Source organism: Serratia sp. 506_PEND, from assembly GCF_001076875.1.
GTDB classification, from domain to species: Bacteria; Pseudomonadota; Gammaproteobacteria; order Enterobacterales; family Enterobacteriaceae; genus Serratia; species Serratia marcescens.
Map to the genome: position 1 here is coordinate 1 of NZ_JVEL01000008.1, position 246 is coordinate 246.

A 246-nucleotide genomic window follows, 5' to 3' on the forward strand; every position below is an offset into this window, starting at 1 on the left:
CATGGCGCTGGGCGTAGCGGCAGCCGATCTCAGCATCGCCGGTTTGGTCCATAGACTTTTAATTGGATAATTTCAACGTGACGCAGCAGGAACAAGAAAAAGACATTCTGGGGAAAATACTGGTGACGGTGTCCGCGCTTTGCCTGATTCTGGTGGCGGCGTTCCTGATCTGGGGATTCGTGCTGGATTGATAATACCCAGCGACGCTCAGACATAAAAAAAACCGCCGCGGCGGTTTTTTTTATG

At 51.2% G+C, this 246-nt stretch carries 1 protein-coding gene; it reads left to right on the plus strand.

What is annotated here, in order from left to right; genetic code table 11:
- Nucleotides 1–62: 62 nt before the first annotated feature.
- Nucleotides 63–191 carry a hypothetical protein gene (locus ADK28_RS33275; RefSeq protein ID WP_016928228.1) on the plus strand — a complete coding sequence of 43 codons (129 nt, stop codon included), beginning with the start codon at nucleotides 63–65 and terminating at the stop codon, nucleotides 189–191.
- The last annotated feature ends 55 nt before the right edge of the window (nucleotides 192–246 follow it).